The following is a 15,059-nucleotide window of genomic DNA, read 5'->3' as shown; positions in this document are numbered from 1 at the left end:
GCAAACTTCGTTTGCGCTGACGCGACAGGCGGACCTTTGGTCCGCCGAAAGCGGGGAGAGGGTTAATGCGGATTGCAATCCGCTTTGGACCGCGACGGCGGTCCCGGCCGCACATGCGGCCGAAGCCCGCCGGCGAGTGAGGCGATGTGAGTCTAAAGCAAACGAAAGTTTGCTTTAGGGTGAGGGGGATGTGCTTGTGCCGGACGTGCCGCCACGCACAACCCCCTCACCCGCCCGCTTCGCGGGCACCCTCTCCCCGGAGGGGCGAGGGATAGTACGGACAATGGAGGCGGACCCTATGGGGGTCATTTCAACGGACAGCCCAGACAGCGCAGCCACGGTGACCGCGCGCCCGGTGATGGCCCGCGTGCCGCTCGCCAGGACCCTGGTCTTCGGCGCCGTCGCCCTTCTTCTCTTCCTGCTGGTGGTTCTGCCCTTCGGCTGGGTTCTCAACAACAGTTTCCACGACGACATCACCGGCGCCTGGACGCTCGGCAACTACGCGCGGATCTTCCAGTCCGCGGACCTGCTGGAACCGCTGTTCAATTCGCTGCTCCTGGCCGTGGCGACCGCCGTGATCGCCGTCGGCATCGGCGTGCCGCTGGCCTGGCTGGTGTCGCGGACCGACCTGCCGTTCCGCCGCACCATTCGCGTTCTGACGCTGACCGCCTTCGTCACCCCGTCCTTCATCGGGGCGACCGGCTGGATTCTGCTGGCGGCGCCCAACTCCGGCTGGCTGAACGCGCTGTGGCGCACGCTCGCCGGGGCGGAGGCGGGGCCGCTGCTGAACATCTACTCGATGACCGGGGCGATCTTCATCTGCGGCATCTACACCGTCCCCTACAGCTTCACCATGGTGTCGAGCGCGCTCGACGAGATGGCCGTGGAGCTGGAGGACGCCGCCGCCACCCTGGGCTCCGGCACGCTGCGCACCATGCTCAGCATCACCATCCCGCTGGTCACCCCGGCGGTGATCGCCAGCTTCATCCTGTCTTTCATCCAGGGGCTGACGCTGTTCGGCGTTCCCGCCTTCCTGCTGACGCCGACCGGCATCCCGGTGGTCACGACCAAGCTGGCCGAGTTCTACCAACTCTTCCCGCCGGAAATCTACATGGCGGCCGCCTACTGCATGCCGCTGCTGCTGGTCACCGCCATGCTGTTCTGGATGCGCCGCCGCATCCTGGGCCGCAAGCAGTTCGTCACCATCTCCGGCAAGAGCCGGGCGGGGCGGCGGATCGCGCTGGGCGCCGCGCGCTGGCCGGCCTTCTTCGCGGCGCTGCTGCTGCCGCTGGTCTCGGTGTTCCTGCCCTACGCGGCGCTGCTGCTGGTGTCGCTGACCCGCGCCTGGGGCCAGGGCCTGTCGTGGGAGAACCTCTCGCTTCACTGGTACTGGTGGGCGCTGTTTGGCAATTCGGAGACGCACACCGCCATCGTCAACTCGCTGCTGTTCTCGACGCTCGCCGCGACGATGTGCGTGATGCTCGGCACCGTGGTCGCCTATATCGTCGAGCGGAAGATGGTGTTCGGCGCCAGCCTGTTCGGCGCGGTGGCGACCGTCCCCATCATCATCCCCGGCATCGTCATGTCGGTCGGCTTCTTCGCCGCCTACACGCGGGCGCCTCTGAACCTCTACGGCACGCCGCTGCTGCTGGTGGCGGCCTTCGCGGCGACCTTCCTGCCCATCGCCTACGCCCATGGCGGGTCGATCCTGAAGGGCATCGGGCCGGAGCTGGAGCGCGCCGCCCGCAGCCTGGGCGCGGGGGAGGGGCGGACCTTCCTGTCCATCACCATCCCGCTGATGGGCGGCGGGCTGCTGTCGGGCTGGTTCCTGGTCTTCATCCCGATCATCCGGGAACTGTCGGTGGCCGTCTTCCTCATCACGCCCAAGACCAACGTGATGACCACCCTGATCTACAACGCCAAGGACGGCGGCAATTACGAGGCCGTCTGCGCCATGAGCGTCCTTCTCCTCCTCATCACTCTGGCGCTGGTGGCCGCCGCCGGTCCCCTGACGCGCCTGACCACCGTGCGACGCACGTCCCGCAAATCCGGCCGTAAAACCGCCCCGGCGGAAGGAGTTCGCCCCACATGAGCGGGATCCGCATCAAGAACCTCCGCAAGTCCTTCGGCACCTACACCGCGCTGCACGGCATCGACCTCCAGGTCCCCAACGGCACGCTGCTGGCCCTGCTCGGCCCGTCGGGCTGCGGCAAGTCCACGACGCTCCAGCTCCTCGCCGGGTTCGAAGCGCCGACGGAGGGCGAGATCTGGGCCGACGACGTGCTGCTGTCCTCGGCGCGCGGGGTGCTGCCGCCGGAGAAGCGCGGCATCTCCCTGGTCTTCCAGAACTACGCGGTGTGGCCGCACAAGACGGTGGCGGAGAACGTCGCCTTCGGCCTCGCCATCCGCCGCCTGCCCAAGGCGGAGATCGCCGAGCGGCTGGACCGCACGCTGCGCACCGTCCGGCTGGAAGCCCTGCGCGACCGCTACCCGTCGGAGCTGTCCGGCGGCCAGCAGCAGCGCGTGGCGCTGGCCCGCGCGCTGGCCGTCGAGCCCCGCATCCTCCTGCTCGACGAGCCGCTGTCCAACCTCGACGCCCATCTGCGCGAGGAGATGCGGTTCGAGATCCGGCAGGTCCACGACCTGCTGGGGCTGACCACCGTCTACGTCACCCACGACCAGTCGGAGGCGCTGGTCACCGCCGACCGCATCGCCGTCATGAAGTCCGGCCACCTCCAGCAGCTTGGCTCGCCGGAGGACATCTTCGAGCGGCCGTCCAACGCCTTCGTCGCCACCTTCATCGGCGCCAACAACGAGCTGGCCGGGACCAGCGAGGGCAACGGCGCCATCCGCGTCGGCGGCCATGTGCTGACGGCACCCGACCGCAGCGGCGCGGCGCATGGCGGGACGGTGTCGCTGTGCGTGCGGCCCTCGCAGGTCCGGCTGTTCGGCGCCGACCAGGCGCCGGACGCCACGGGCTGCAACGTGGTGTCCGGCACGGTCCAGCGCTCCGCCTATCTCGGCGAGTACCGCGACGTGCTGGTGGATCTCGGGGGCGGGCGGACGCTGCGCGCCTTCATTCCGCCCGCGCAAAGCTTCGCTCCGGGCAGCGTGGTGACGGCGCTTCTTCCCATCGGGTCCTGCCAGATCCTCGGGCCGGCGGCCTGATCGCAGCCTGATCCGTCAGCCCAATCCAAGAGAGTTCCGAACGATGACCATCGCCACGAGCGGCGAGGCCGACGCCTTGCCCGAAATCCTGACCGAGCGGCGCGGCGCCGTCCAATGGGTGATCTTCAACCGGCCCAAGGCGCGCAACGCCATCACCCCCTGGATGGAGGACCGGCTGATCGAGATCTGCCGGGAGGTCGATGCCGACCCGGCGGTGAAGGCGCTGGTTCTGACCGGTGCGGCCGGCGACAAGCCCGCCTTCATGGCCGGCGCCGACCTGTCCTGCCTGCAGAGCGTCAAGACGCCGGAGGACTACACGATCCTGGAGGACCGCGCGGAGACGGCGGCGATGGCGCTGGAGGCGGTGCGGGTTCCCACCATCGCCGCCCTGGCCGGCGCCTGCGTGGGGGAGGGGGCGCTGCTCGCCGCCTGCTGCGACGTGCGCATCGCCACGCCGTCGGTGCGCTTCGGCTTCCCCATCGCCCGCACGGTGGGCAACTGCCTGAGCATCAAGAATCTCGCCCGGCTGGCGGCCATCCTCGGCACCGCGCGGACCAAGGAGATGATCTTCAGCGCCCGCCTGCTGAGCGCCGACGACTTGGCCGGCGCCGGTGCCCTGCGCGGTGTCGTGCCCGACGACGACCTTGCCGAGCGCACCCAGGAACTGGCGGAGGAACTGGCGGGCCTCGCCCCGCTGACCCTGTGGACGACGCGCGAGGCGCTGCGGCGCTGGCGCGACCATGGGCTGCCGGCGGACGGCGACGCCGACCTGCTGCGCCTCTGCTACCTTTCCGCCGACTATCAGGAGGGCATCGCGGCCTTCCTGGAGAAGCGCCGCCCGGTCTGGACGGGGCGGTAGGGGCACCAAAGCCATCGCATTTCGCCTTTACAACCCTCTCCCCTCCGGGGAGAGGGTGCCCGCGAAGCGGGCGGGTGAGGGGGATTTGCGTTTCGGTACGTTCGGCACAAGCACACCCCCCTCACCCTAACCCTCTCCCCGCTTTCGGCGGACCAAAGGTCCGCCTGTCGCGTCAGCGCAAACGAAGTTTGCGCGTGAGCGGGGGAGAGGGGATGTCCTTGCCGCCACCCAAGCCCTTCCCTATCCTGGCGCCGCACCACGCGCCCATGCGGGCGTTCAGCCGCCATGGGACCCGCCTGTCATGCCGACCACGCCCGACGACCTTCCGAGCGGCGCTGATGCCCCTGCGGCGCTGGAGCGGCGGTTGCGGGCCGCTCCCGACGATCTCGCGGCGACCCAGGAACTGGCCGGGCTGCTGGTCCGGACGGGCCGCGCGGCGGAAGCCGAGCCTCACGCCCGCAACGCGGTCCGGCTCGCGCCGGAGGATGCCAACTCCCACAGGCTGATGGCGCTGGTGCTGGCCGACACCCAGCGGCCCCAGGCCGCCGAGTTCCATTACCGCCGGGCGTTGGCCCTGGCGCCGCCGGACGCCGCGACGGTGGCCAATCTCGCCTGGAGCCTGACCCGGCAGGGCCGGCTGGAGGAGGCACGGCGGACCTACCGCCGGGCCGCGGCCCTGCACCCGTCCATCGCCCTGACGTGGCACGGCTGGGCGCAGACCGAGGACGCCGCCCGCGATCTTCCCGCCGCGCAACGGCTGGTCGGCCGCGCCCGGCGGCTCGACTCCGGCCACCGCGGCGCCGACATCTTCGCGGCGGCCCTGCTGGCCCGGCAGGGGGACGGAGAGGGGGCGCTGGCCATCCTGGACGCGTCGGCCTCCCGTCATGATTGCCCCGACCCCGACGCGCTGCTGGAGACGGGGCGCATCCTCGACCGGCTGGGCCGCCACGACGAGGCCTTCGCCGCCTTCGCCGCCGGCAAGGCCCTGCTGCGGCAGGCCGGGCGCCGTTACGACGAGGCGGCGGCGGTGGACCTCATCGCGCGGCTGGCCACCTTCTTCGTGGCGCCGCGCCTGCGCCTGATGCCGCGGCCCGCCACGCCCGCCGCCGGGCCGCAGCCGGTCTTCGTCACGGGCGCCCCGCGCTCCGGCACCACGCTGGTCGAGCAGATCCTGTCCTGCCATCCGGCCATCGCCGCGGGGGACGAACTGCCGTCGCTCGGCGCGGTGGTCCGGGCGCTGCCGCAGACGCTGGGCAGCCCGCTCGGCTATCCCGAAGCGCTGTCGGAGCTGTGGATGGGCGACCAGCGCGATGGGCTGGAGCGTCTGCGCGACGCCTATCTGCGCCACGCCCGCAAGCTGCTCCCGGCCAAGCCCGGCCACGCGCTGTTCACCGACAAGATGCCCTTCAACGAGACGCATCTCGGCCTGATCGCGCTGATGTTCCCGAGCGCGCCGGTTGTGCATGTGCTTCGCCACCCGCTGGACGTCGTGCTGTCGATGATGGGCACCGACCTCACCCACGGCTTCCACTGCGCCATTGACGTCGAAACGGCGGCCCGCCACGTCCTGCGGGTGTTCGATCTGGTGGAGCATTACCGGCGGGAGATGCCGCTGCGCTACCTGCCGCTGCGCTACGAGGATCTGGTGCGGGAGCCGGAACCGGCGGTGCGGCGGTTGCTGGGCTTCCTCGGGCTCGGCTTCGACCGGCGCTGCCTGCGCTTCGAGGAGAACCGGCGCCCCGCCCGCACGCCCAGCCACGCCCAGGTCGCGGAGAAGCTCCACAGCCGCTCCATCGGCCGTCACCGCGCCTACATGACCCATCTGAAGCCGGCGATCCCGATCCTGGAGCCGGTCATTCTTGGGCTGGGCTACGGCCTGTAGCCGCCGCCATGCCGATTGCCCCGTCCGACAGCGACCTGTGCGAAATCCGCCGCCGCGCGGGCCGGCTGGACGAGGCCGCCGCCCATGGCCGCCGCGCCGTCACGCTCGATCCCGGCGACGCGGCGGGCTGGTACAATCTGGGCGTGGCCCTCTACGACCGGCTGGAGGTCGCGGCGTCCATCGCCTGCGAGCGGCGGGCCTTGCGGCTTCGCCCGGACTGGCCGGGGCCGCATTTCGAGCTGGCCGAGGGGCTGCTGCTCTCCGGCCAGTGGGAGGAAGGCTGGCGGGAGTATGAATGGCGCTGGCGCCTTCCCGGCGTGCCGCCCCCGGTCCCGCCGGCGATTCTGAAGCGCTTTGGGAGCGCCATCCCCAGACCCTGGGATGGAAGCCCCTTGCCCGATGGCACGCTTCTGCTGATCGCCGACCAGGGCTTCGGCGACACCATCCAGTTCGCCCGTTACCTGCCGAGGGCCGCGGCGCTCTGCCCGCGCGTGATCGTCGCGTGCAGCCTGGACATGCTGCCGGTGATCCGCGCCTTGCCCGGCGGGCACCGGGCCTTCACCGCCTGGGACGCGGCGCCGCCCTTCGATGCCTACGCCGCGCTGTCCAGCCTGCCGGGGCTGTTCGGCACGACGCTCGACAGCGTTCCGCAACCCGTCCCCCATCTGCGGGCCGAGCCGGAGCGGGTGGAGCGCTGGACGGATCGTTTGGACGGGCTGCTGCCCCGCGGCCACCGCCGCGTCGGGCTGGTCTGGGCGGGGCGTCCGACGCACGGGAACGACCGCAACCGCTCCCTGACCCTCGCGCGGCTGGCGCCGTTGTTCGCGCTTGAGAAGACCGCGCTGGTGTCGCTCCAGAAGGGGCCGGCGCAGGCCGAGGCCGCCCGCTACTACGGGGCGGCGCCGCTGGTCGGTCTGGGGCCGGAGTTGGAGAGTTTCGCTGACACCATGGCGGTGCTGGCACAGCTCGACCATGTGGTCTGCGTGGACACGGCGGTCGCCCATCTGGCCGGGGCGATGGGGCGCCCGACCGCGGTGCTGCTGCCCTACGCGCCGGACTGGCGCTGGCTGCTCGGCCGCGGCGGCACGCCCTGGTATCCCACCGTCACCCTGCACCGGCAGCCGGCGCCGGGACGGTGGGACGAGGCCATCCGCGGCGCCGTCGCCGCGGTGGCCGGAAGCAACTTCAGGGCTTCAGGGCGGCCAAGCCGTCGGTGATCCCCTTGGTGGAGATCGGGAAGGCCACGGCCTGCGTCCCGCCATAGGGGCGCACGGCGATCTGCGCCCCCTTGGAGCGGCGCAGCGCGGTCAGGGTCGCCTCGTCCATCGGGGCGTTGGCTAGACAGCCGTCCTGGATGCACTGCTGGTAGGTCAACGGCAGCGGCTTGCCGTCGTCGATGGTCAGGGCGGCCCCGGCGCGCAGGTCGACGCCCAGCGGCAGGATCACCACCATCACCCCCTTGCCGTCCGGGGCGAAATAGCCCAGCGACGCCTTGAGGATGCGGGTCGCCTGCTTGGCCTCCTTGTTCTCCATCACGCGGGTCTGCGAGAGGAAGCAGCGCGGCTTGCCGTCGGGGGGCGTCTCGCATTCGGTCTGCCAGTCGCCGAAGGTCTTGCCCGGTTCCACCGCAATAGCGGGAGCCCCGCTCATGAGGAGGGGGAGCGCTGCCAGCGCCCCCGTGATGATGGCCTTGCGCATCGCCGTCATGCTCCTCACAGCTTCCACTTCAGGCCGGCGGTCGCCGACACCGTGTTCTCGCGGGCGCGGATCGCGTCCTGAACGCCGATGGTGGCGGTCAGCCGGTCGTCCAGAGCCATGCCCAGCCCGGCGCCGATCACCAGGGCGTCGCGGCCCGGCTTGCTGGCGTCGGCGGTGAAGGCCACCCCGCCCAGCCGGTTGGTGGTGGAGGCCGTCGCGTCGGCGAAGTCATGCTCCCACGCCAGGGCGGCGTTGGGCAGCAGGCGCCAGCCGCCCACCGTCACGCTGGTCCCGGCGCGGACGCCGAGCGCGCTGTGCAGGCTGGTCCAGCCCGCCGCCTCGACGTCGAGCGCCACGCCGCCGCCGGACTCGCGGAAGGCCTCGCGGGTGATGCGGTCGAAGCGCAGTCCGGCCCGCGGCTCGATCCAGGCGCTGTCCGAGCCGGCGAAGGCCATGCGGTGCCCGGCGGCAATCTCCACCGAGACGTCATGGCCGTCCGCGCTGCCGCTGGCGCCCTGGCCCAGCGTGCCGAAGGCGATGCCGCGCGAGGCGTCGTAGTTGGCGTAGCCGTAGCCGATGGCGCCCTCGACATAGGGGCTGTCCGCCGTGCCGCGCAGGCTCCAGGAGCCGTAGAGCGTCGCCTGGTAGCTGTCCACGTCGGCCTTGCCCAGCCCGTCGCGCGAGGTGACGCGGTTGCGCAGGTAGCCGAGCGCCACGCCGCCGCTCACGCCGTTCTCGTAGCTGTGGTCGGCGCCCAGCAGGAAACCGCCGATCCGCTCGGTGGTGCCGGCGGCGTTGCCGTCCGAGCCGGTCCGGCTGTAGGCCGCCAGCGGCTGGCCCCACACGCCGCCCGACCCGCGGGCCTCACCGGCTTCGCCGACGGCGCTCGTGCCGTTGCCGCTGCCGGCCAGCCGGACGCCGGAGGACGCCGCCTCGCCGCCGCGCAGCGCCGACAGGCGGCCTTCCACCGCGCTGCCGAACAGGCGGCGGCTGGTGCGGTCGGCGGCCAGCGTGTCGGCGTGGAGCTTGCCCGAGAGCTGGTCGAGCGCCCCGGCGATGCCGTTCCCCGGCAGGCCGTAGAGGCCGTTGAACAGCGGGGCGGCGACGCCCTCCAGCCGCGCCCCGGCGGCCGGACGCAGCGCGTCCACCGCCGCGCCGGCGGCCCGCTGGTTGCGGGTGCCGCCGCGGACCGCGTAGCTGGTCGGCGTGACCACCAGCCGGACGGCGGTGGCGTCGTACAGCGTGTCGAAGCGGGTGCCGGCCTCCAGCCCCGCCGCCGGCTGCGTCACCGTGGCGAAGCCGCCTGACACGCCGCCGTCGGCCTGGACGATGGTGAAGCTCTGGCCCAGCGTGGCGGTGTAGGCGTTGGTCGCGTCGCCGCTGATGCCGCGCAGCAGCGGAGCCAGCGTGCCGGCGGCCGTGAAGGACGCCCCCTGCACCCGGATCTGGTCGTGATGGCCGGCGCCGAAGCCGGCGGTCGGGCCGTCGATCTCGGCGTTCAGGACGCTGGTGCCGGTCAGCGTCACCGCGGACTGGAAGGTCAGCACGCCCGGCGAGTTGCCCGGCGACACGGTGCCGGCGAGCGTGGCCGGGCCGCGGACGGTGCCGCCGCCGCTGAAGGTCGAACCGGCGCTGGTGGTCAGCGAGCCGGAGACCACGCCGTTCACGGCAACCGACCCGCCGTTCCCCACGCTGACCGCGCCGGTGATGCCGGTGGCGGCCACGGTGACGGTGCCGTCGCTCACCGTGACCGGGGCCATGACGGCGCCGGCCAGGGTGGCGCTGCCGCCGGACGTCACGGTGACCGCGCCGTTGACCGCGCCATAGGCGGCGACGGTCAGGGTGCCGCCCTCCACCGCCAGCGTGCCGCCGACGCCGCCGCCCTCGACGACGGTCATGGCGCCGCCGCGGGCCACCGTCACCGGAACGGCCACGATGCCGCCGACCGTGGCGCTGCCGCCGTTGTTCAGGGCCAGCGTGCCGCCCGCGACCACGCCGCTCTTGGCGATGGTCAGGGCCGCGCCGTCGCCGACCGACAGGCCGCCGGCGTTGGCGAGCTGGCCGGAGACGACCACGGTGCCGGGTCCCGACGCGGCCAGCGCGCCGCTGCCGCCGACGGCGCCCGCCAGGGTGACGGTGCTGCCGTCCGGCGTGATGGTGCCGCCGCGGCTGGTCACGGTGACCGACTGGCCGACCGTCAGCGGCGAGGCCGGGCGCAGCGTTCCGCCATCGAACGTGACCGAGCTGCCCTGGACCGCGCCATCGCTGTTGGTGAAGCTGGGGCGGCTGGTGTCGATCACGCCGGTGACCGGAGGCGTGGGGGCAGGATTCGGGGTCGGGTCGGGATTCGGGCTCGGATCGGGGTTGGGCGTCGGATCGGGGTTGGGGTTCGGAGTCGGGCCAGGATCGGGATTCGGATCAGGATCGGGGTTCGGAGTCGGATCGGGGTCGGGCGGCGGCGTCACCTTGGTCAGGGTGAGCTGGATCCGGTTGTTCGCCGTGTCGAAGGTGGCCGTCGGGGTCAGCGTCGTGTCGCTGCCGGTGATCGTGGTGAAGGCGCCGGACACCCCGCCCGTCGCGGTCACGATGGTGTAGGTCGTGCTGTCGCCGTAACCGCTGCCGGTGGAGGTGACGGACAGGTCGCCGCCGATGGTGGCGGTGCCGGTGACGGCCAGCTTGCTGGCAGCCGAAGACGTCGTCCGGATCGCCAGCGTGCTGCCGCTCTGCTGCGTGACGTTGCCGGTGACCGTCAGGGTGCCGGGCGCGCCGGAACCGCCGGGGGTCACGGTCGTCCCGGACGGGCTGGTCAGGTTGCCGACGACCGTCCCGGTGCCCGTCAGCGTCGTGCCGCTGCCGAGCTGCAGCCCGGTGGTGAGGGAGCCGTTGACGCGCAGCGTGCCGGCCTGGAGGTTCGTGGTCGTGGCCGAACTCACGCCCCCCAGCGTCCACTCCGTACCGTTCACGTTGAGGGTGGTCAGGCCAGACACCGGACCGGACAGCGTGCCGCTGCCCTCCAGCAGAAGGACCTGGTTGGCACCCGCGGCCTGGATGCCGCCGACCACAAGGCTGCCATCCTTCAGGTTGATGAAGCTGCCGCCCGCGATGCCGAACGTCTTGATCGCGCTGAAGCCGCTTCCGGCGGCGATGGTCCCGTGATTGACGATGGTCGAAACGCCGGAGACGGACAGCGCGTCCGTGGTGCCGATGATCGTGCCGTGGTTGGTGATGCTGGAGGGCGTGAACAGGGCGGACACCATCACCGCGGCGTAATCCGTCTGCGAGAACGCCGTTGCGGACCGCACATTCTTGATCAGCGCGGCGCTGTTGGACGGGGAGCCGTTGGTGAGGCTGAGCGCGTGCGAGGATTCGATGGCGGCCCAATTGCCGATGATCGTCCCGGTGTTCTCGACGACCGACTTCAGCGAATTCGCCGAATTGGCGAACAGGATGCCGTTGTAGGTCTTCGGCACCTCGATCAGTCCGGAATTGATGACGGTGCCATAGGTCTGAGCGTAGATGCCGTCGGCCTGATAGAAGTTGGTCTCGATCGAGATCTTGATCGTGCCCTGGTTGGTCAGGGTCCATCCGCCGGGCGACTTGACCCACACGCCGGTGGTCAGGTCGGTGGCGTGGTTGCCGGTGCCGCTGTCGACCACGCCGCCGGTGCTGGTGATGAGGATGTTGCCGGAGGTCGGCTCGAAGGTCTGGTTCTGGATCGTCGTCAGCGTGTCCATCGGCGCCGCGTTCGCGGCCAGCGACACGCCGAGCGCGATGGGGGCGGCGACCATCGCCGGCAGGCGCCCGCCCGACATCAGGCTCTGGCGGATCGACTCAAGGGGGGATTGCGGCGGCATAGGCGATTCACCTTGCGAGCGGGGCGTAAGCGTTACGACCAATGGTTTACACCATCCAATCATAACGAGTACCTCGCATTGCCGCTAAGATAAAATGCATACAAACATAAAAATCACGAACTTAATTTTTCCCTAATCTTGTAAATCGTCATGAACATTAGATAATGAAGTTGTGGGTTCTTGTATAATGAAAAGATCGATAGGTGTCTTGTTTGGAGAATTTCATTCAGGTTTGATCGTTCTGTTCGGAAGAAAGGGGCTTAACCAATTAACAATTTTAAGAATGCCCTGATTTGAAAATGCAGAAAATTGTCAAAAGCCGTACTCCGGACCGCCCGCCGCTCTGCTTCCGCCGTGTGAATGTGGCAAATTCCAGCGCCGAACGTTAATGGGCGGAGCGGCGTCGGCCCGGCGGTCGTTGCATCGTCGCGGACCGCCGGACCGGACACGATCACAGAAGCCGGGCGTTCAGGGTGATCTCCGTTCCGGCCAGCGCCTTGGACACCGGGCAGTTCTTCTTGGCGCCGTCGGCCTGCTGCCGGAAGGTCTCGGCGTCGATGCCGGGGATCTCGGCCTCGCAATCCAGTTCGATTTTGGTGATGGCGAACCCCTCGCCGGCCTTGTCCAGATGGACGCGGGCGGTGGTGTGCACGCGCGTCGGCGTGTGTCCGGCCTTGGACAGCCCGGCGGACAGCGCCATGGAGAAGCAGCCGGCATGGGCGGCGGCGATCAACTCCTCCGGGTTGGTGCCGGTGCCGTTCTCGAAGCGCGACGGAAAGGAATAGGCGCCTTCGAACGCGCCGCTGCCCAGCCGCATGGTGCCCGACCCCTGGGCGAGATTGCCGCGCCATTCCGCATCCGATTGCCGCACAGCCATTGGTGTTCTCCCATTCATGAGATTGGTGGATGAACCGCCGCTCAAGTTAGAGCCGTCCGGGGAAACGGCAATCGCCACAGGAGTTAAGCAAGAGGAGCGTTTGGCATCCGAAAAGCACCCGAGGCATACGGAAAAGCAGAGGAAGGCGCAGAACAATTAAGGTTTTGTGGCGTTGTCCCGGCACAGGGAAAGCCAGAGGTTGAATGGGGGTAGGAGGAATGAGCATGCGCCAACCGGATTGGCAGATCGCGGCTGGGACGGCGCCGCGGGGCGGCGATGCCCCGGCGGTCAGCGCCGCCGACATCCGGGCGCTTCTGGCCGAGAGCGGCTGGCTGGCCACCGACGCCTCCAGCCTGGCCGACGAGGACGATCTCTACGCCGCCGGACTGACCTCCCACGGGTCGGTGAACCTGATGCTGGCGCTGGAGGAGCGCTACGGCGTCGAGTTCCCGGAACATCTGCTGCGCCGCCGCACCTTCGAGAGCATCGCGGCGATCCGTTCCGCGGTCGCCGGTTTGCTGGGCGGCGCGCCGGGCGGGTTGGGGGCTGGATGAGGGCGCCGGCACCGGACAGCTTGCCCGCGATGGCCGCCGAGGTTGCCGCCGATGCCGCGGCCGTCGCCGGGCGCCATGCGGACAGCGTGGACCGCGAGGCGCGCTTTCCCGCCGAAGCCTTCGCCGCCCTGAAGGAGGCGCGGCTGCTCGGCCTGATGGTGCCGCGGGATTTCGGCGGCGGCGGCAGCGGTCTGGCCGATGCGGCGGCGGTGGCCCACGCGCTGGCCCGGCAATGCCCGTCCACCGGGCTGATCTACGCCATGCACCAGATCCAGGTGGCCTGCCTCGTGCGCCATGGGCAGGGCAGCGACTGGCATCGCGGTTTCCTGGAGCGCTTGGCCGGGGAGCAGCTTCTTCTCGCCTCCGCGACGACCGAGGCCGGGATCGGCGGCGACGTCCGCTCCAGCGCCTGCGCGGTCGAAGGCGCGGGCGACGACGCGACGGGCGCGGCCTTCCGGCTGGAAAAGCAGGCGACGGTCATTTCCTACGGGACGGAGGCCGACGCGATCCTGGTGACGGCGCGGCGCACGGCGGACTCGCCGCCCTCCGATCAGGTCATCGTGCCGGTGCTGCGCGGGCAGACGCGGTTGGAGGAGATCGGCGGCTGGGACACGCTGGGCATGCGGGGCACCCGCAGCATCGGCTTCCGTCTGGTGGCGGAGGCCGACCGGACGCAGATCCTGCCGCTGCCCTACGCCGACATCTCCGCCCGCACCATGCTGCCGGTGACCCACATCCTGTGGAGCAGCGTCTGGCTGGGGATCGCGACGGACGCGGTGGCGCGGGCCGCCGCCTTCATCCGGGCGGAGGCGCGCAAGCGCCCCGGCACCCCGCCGCCGGGGGCGCGGCGGCTGGCCGAGGCGACCGCCGGGCTTCAGACCATGCGCGGCATGGTGCGCGGTGCGCTCGCCCGGTTCGAGGAGGCGGCGGACGATCCCGACCGTCTCACCGCGCCGGGCTTCACGGTCGCCATGAACACGCTGAAGACGGAAGCGGCGGAGATGGTGGTGCGGATCGTCGGGCAGGCGATGCTGGCCGGCGGCTTGGCCGCCTACCGCAACGACAGCCCCTACAGCCTGTGCCGCCATCTGCGCGACGCCCACTCGGCGCCGCTGATGATCAACAACGACCGGATACTGGGCAACACGGCGAACCTGCTGCTGGCGCACAGGGACAACGGCACTCTCTTCGGCTGAGGCTTTCTCGGAACGGAACGCGGCGGATGGACATGCGGGCAGGAAGTACACCGGCGGAGAATGGGCAGGCGGCGTTCCGCGATGCGCTGGTCGCGGCCGGGCTGCTGATCCCCACGGGGGTCGACGGGCTCTACGGCCGCAGCGGCGTCTTCGAGGATGTCGTGGAGCGCTTCAACGACCTGATCACCACCTGGGGTGGCGACGACGGCGCGGACGTGATGCGCTTTCCTCCGGGGGTGGCCCGCCATCAGTTCGAACAGAGCGGCTATCTGAAGAGCTTTCCGCATCTGGCCGGCACCGTTCACGCCTTCAAGGGCGACGAGCGCGCCCACCAGTCCCTGCTGCGCCGGCTGGAGGAGGGGGAGGAGTGGACCGACGCCCAGATGGCGACCAACGTCGTCCTGACTCCCGCCGCCTGCTACCCCGTCTACCCGACCATCGCGGAGCGCGGGCCGCTGCCCGCCGACGGCGCGCTGGTCGATGTCTATTCCTACTGCTTCCGCCATGAACCGTCGCTGGACCCGGCGCGCATGCAGCTGTTCCGGATGCGCGAATATGTGCGCGCCGGCACGCCGGAGCAGGTCATGGCCTTTCGGCAGAGCTGGGTGGAGCGCGGGCGGGCGCTGATGGAATCGCTCTCCCTGCCGGTGGCGGTCGATCTGGCGAACGACCCCTTCTTCGGGCGGGCCGGCAGGATGCTGGCGGCCAGCCAGCGCGACCAGGGGCTGAAGTTCGAACTGCTGATCCCCATCGCGTCGGCGGAACAGCCCACCGCCTGCCTCAGCTTCAACTACCACCAGGACCATTTCGGGCTGTTGTGGGATCTGCGGACGCCGGACGGTGCCGTCGCCCACACGGCCTGCGTCGGCTTCGGGATGGAGCGGGTGGCGCTGGCGCTGTTCCGCCATCACGGCTTCGATGTGAAGGCGTGGCCGGCCGCCGTGCGCGCCGTCCTGTGGGGCTGAGCGGGC

Annotated in this window: 11 protein-coding genes; 8 read left to right on the top strand and 3 right to left on the bottom strand. The window is 70.6% G+C overall.

Going from position 1 to position 15,059, the window contains the following annotated elements; all coding sequences use genetic code 11:
• Nucleotides 1–298 precede the first annotated feature (298 nt).
• The 5 genes from TSH58p_RS01015 (at nucleotide 299) to TSH58p_RS00990 (ending at nucleotide 7,126) form a co-directional block, all read left to right on the top strand.
• Nucleotides 299–2,092, top strand: a complete 1,794-nt coding sequence (locus tag TSH58p_RS01015; RefSeq protein WP_199230105.1) for an iron ABC transporter permease — start codon at nucleotides 299–301, stop codon at nucleotides 2,090–2,092.
• Nucleotides 2,089–3,168: an ABC transporter ATP-binding protein gene (locus tag TSH58p_RS01010; protein WP_109069754.1), complete on the top strand. Its 1,080-nt coding sequence runs from the start codon at nucleotides 2,089–2,091 to the stop codon at nucleotides 3,166–3,168. Before TSH58p_RS01015 ends, TSH58p_RS01010 begins: the two co-directional genes overlap by 4 nt.
• 43 nt (nucleotides 3,169–3,211) lie before the next feature.
• Nucleotides 3,212–4,027 carry an enoyl-CoA hydratase gene (locus TSH58p_RS01005; RefSeq protein ID WP_109069753.1) on the top strand — a complete coding sequence of 272 codons (816 nt, stop codon included), beginning with the start codon at nucleotides 3,212–3,214 and terminating at the stop codon, nucleotides 4,025–4,027.
• 301 nt (nucleotides 4,028–4,328) lie between these two features.
• Nucleotides 4,329–5,909: a sulfotransferase gene (locus tag TSH58p_RS00995; protein ID WP_109069752.1), complete on the top strand. Its 1,581-nt coding sequence runs from the start codon at nucleotides 4,329–4,331 to the stop codon at nucleotides 5,907–5,909.
• An 8-nt stretch (nucleotides 5,910–5,917) separates the two neighbouring features.
• Nucleotides 5,918–7,126 (top strand): glycosyltransferase family 9 protein, encoded by a 1,209-nt coding sequence (locus tag TSH58p_RS00990; protein WP_247874001.1) that lies wholly within the window; start codon nucleotides 5,918–5,920, stop codon nucleotides 7,124–7,126.
• Here the strand turns inward: TSH58p_RS00990 and TSH58p_RS00985 are convergent.
• From TSH58p_RS00985 to TSH58p_RS00975, 3 genes are all read right to left on the bottom strand, one after another.
• Nucleotides 7,095–7,616 carry an invasion associated locus B family protein gene (locus tag TSH58p_RS00985; protein ID WP_109069751.1) on the bottom strand — a complete coding sequence of 174 codons (522 nt, stop codon included), beginning with the start codon at nucleotides 7,614–7,616 and terminating at the stop codon, nucleotides 7,095–7,097. The two genes, TSH58p_RS00990 and TSH58p_RS00985, sit on opposite strands and share 32 nt — an antisense overlap.
• Before the next feature lie 5 nt (nucleotides 7,617–7,621).
• The gene (locus TSH58p_RS00980; RefSeq protein WP_109069750.1) at nucleotides 7,622–11,461 is read right to left on the bottom strand and encodes an autotransporter outer membrane beta-barrel domain-containing protein; all 3,840 of its coding nucleotides are present in this window, start codon (nucleotides 11,459–11,461) and stop codon (nucleotides 7,622–7,624) included.
• A gap of 451 nt (nucleotides 11,462–11,912) precedes the next feature.
• On the bottom strand, nucleotides 11,913–12,338 hold the full coding sequence (locus TSH58p_RS00975; RefSeq protein WP_109069749.1) for an OsmC family protein: 426 nt from the start codon (nucleotides 12,336–12,338) through the stop codon (nucleotides 11,913–11,915).
• Nucleotides 12,339–12,583: 245 nt separating this feature from the next.
• Here TSH58p_RS00975 and TSH58p_RS00970 point away from each other — a divergent pair, with 245 nt between their 5' ends.
• From TSH58p_RS00970 to TSH58p_RS00960, 3 genes are read left to right on the top strand one after another with little or no spacing between them, the layout of a single operon-like run.
• Nucleotides 12,584–12,892, top strand: coding sequence for an acyl carrier protein (locus tag TSH58p_RS00970; protein ID WP_247874002.1), 309 nt, complete (start codon nucleotides 12,584–12,586; stop codon nucleotides 12,890–12,892).
• Complete coding sequence (locus TSH58p_RS00965) at nucleotides 12,889–14,088, top strand: acyl-CoA dehydrogenase family protein (protein ID WP_109069748.1); 1,200 nt, start codon at nucleotides 12,889–12,891, stop codon at nucleotides 14,086–14,088. Before TSH58p_RS00970 ends, TSH58p_RS00965 begins: the two co-directional genes overlap by 4 nt.
• Nucleotides 14,089–14,114: 26 nt before the next feature.
• Entirely contained in the window at nucleotides 14,115–15,053 is a 939-nt protein-coding gene (locus TSH58p_RS00960; RefSeq protein WP_247873998.1) for an amino acid--[acyl-carrier-protein] ligase, read from the top strand.
• Nucleotides 15,054–15,059: the final 6 nt, after the last annotated feature.

This window comes from Azospirillum sp. TSH58 (assembly GCF_003119115.1).
GTDB lineage: Bacteria > Pseudomonadota > Alphaproteobacteria > Azospirillales > Azospirillaceae > Azospirillum.
This window is presented reverse-complemented; position numbering and strand designations above follow the sequence as displayed.

Excerpts from the sequence above, each read along its gene's own strand:
- TSH58p_RS01005 (WP_109069753.1), top strand. The coding sequence starts at position 3,212 with ATGACCATCGCCACGAGCGGCGAGGCCGACGCCTTGCCCGAAATCCTG.
- TSH58p_RS00985 (WP_109069751.1), bottom strand. The coding sequence starts at position 7,616 with ATGACGGCGATGCGCAAGGCCATCATCACGGGGGCGCTGGCAGCGCTC.
- TSH58p_RS01010 (WP_109069754.1), top strand. The coding sequence starts at position 2,089 with ATGAGCGGGATCCGCATCAAGAACCTCCGCAAGTCCTTCGGCACCTAC.
- TSH58p_RS00990 (WP_247874001.1), top strand. The coding sequence starts at position 5,918 with ATGCCGATTGCCCCGTCCGACAGCGACCTGTGCGAAATCCGCCGCCGC.
- TSH58p_RS00960 (WP_247873998.1), top strand. The coding sequence starts at position 14,115 with ATGGACATGCGGGCAGGAAGTACACCGGCGGAGAATGGGCAGGCGGCG.
- TSH58p_RS00975 (WP_109069749.1), bottom strand. The coding sequence starts at position 12,338 with ATGGCTGTGCGGCAATCGGATGCGGAATGGCGCGGCAATCTCGCCCAG.
- TSH58p_RS00965 (WP_109069748.1), top strand. The coding sequence starts at position 12,889 with ATGAGGGCGCCGGCACCGGACAGCTTGCCCGCGATGGCCGCCGAGGTT.
- TSH58p_RS01015 (WP_199230105.1), top strand. The coding sequence starts at position 299 with ATGGGGGTCATTTCAACGGACAGCCCAGACAGCGCAGCCACGGTGACC.
- TSH58p_RS00995 (WP_109069752.1), top strand. The coding sequence starts at position 4,329 with ATGCCGACCACGCCCGACGACCTTCCGAGCGGCGCTGATGCCCCTGCG.
- TSH58p_RS00980 (WP_109069750.1), bottom strand. The coding sequence starts at position 11,461 with ATGCCGCCGCAATCCCCCCTTGAGTCGATCCGCCAGAGCCTGATGTCG.